This is a genomic window from Leucobacter faecis, from assembly GCF_054456695.2.
The window spans coordinates 1-847 of the sequence record NZ_JBTJER020000028.1; the positions used below are offsets into that span (position 1 = coordinate 1).

Consider the following 847-nt stretch of genomic DNA (forward strand, 5'->3'; position numbering starts at 1 on the left):
TGGTGGAGTCGTTGTTGAAATACCACTCTGGTCATATTGGATATCTAACTACGGACCCTGATCGGGTTCTGGGACAGTGCCTGGTGGGTAGTTTAACTGGGGCGGTTGCCTCCTAAAATGTAACGGAGGCGCCCAAAGGTTCCCTCAACCTGGTTGGCAATCAGGTGGCGAGTGTAAGTGCACAAGGGAGCTTGACTGTGAGACTGACAGGTCGAGCAGGGACGAAAGTCGGGACTAGTGATCCGGCAGTGGCTTGTGGAAGCGCTGTCGCTCAACGGATAAAAGGTACCTCGGGGATAACAGGCTGATCTTGCCCAAGAGTCCATATCGACGGCATGGTTTGGCACCTCGATGTCGGCTCGTCGCATCCTGGGGCTGGAGTTGGTCCCAAGGGTTGGGCTGTTCGCCCATTAAAGCGGTACGCGAGCTGGGTTTAGAACGTCGTGAGACAGTTCGGTCCCTATCCTCTGCGCGCGTTGGAGATTTGAGAGGATCTGACCCTAGTACGAGAGGACCGGGTTGGACGGACCTCTGGTGTGCCAGTTGTTCTGCCAAGGGCATGGCTGGTTGGCTACGTTCGGGATGGATAACCGCTGAAAGCATCTAAGCGGGAAGCCGGCCTCGAGATGAGATCTCCGTACACCGTATGGTGTGTGAGGCTCCCAGTAGATTACTGGGTTGATAGGCCAGATGTGGAAGCATAGTAATGTGTGGAGCTGACTGGTACTAATAAGCCGATGATTTGACTTCACCCCCCCCGTTTTGGTGGGTGGGGATGCATAAGCATGAATGTGTGTGTAACGATGTTCGCGTCTACTTTGTGGTTCCCAACGGACGGCCACACCCA

Annotated in this window: 1 rRNA gene; it reads left to right on the plus strand. The window is 54.8% G+C overall.

From position 1 onward, the window contains the following. Nucleotides 1-750: ribosomal RNA gene (locus tag ACXR2W_RS14115) — 23S ribosomal RNA — on the plus strand; the annotation flags it as partial. Between the last annotated feature and the right edge of the window lie 97 nt (nucleotides 751-847).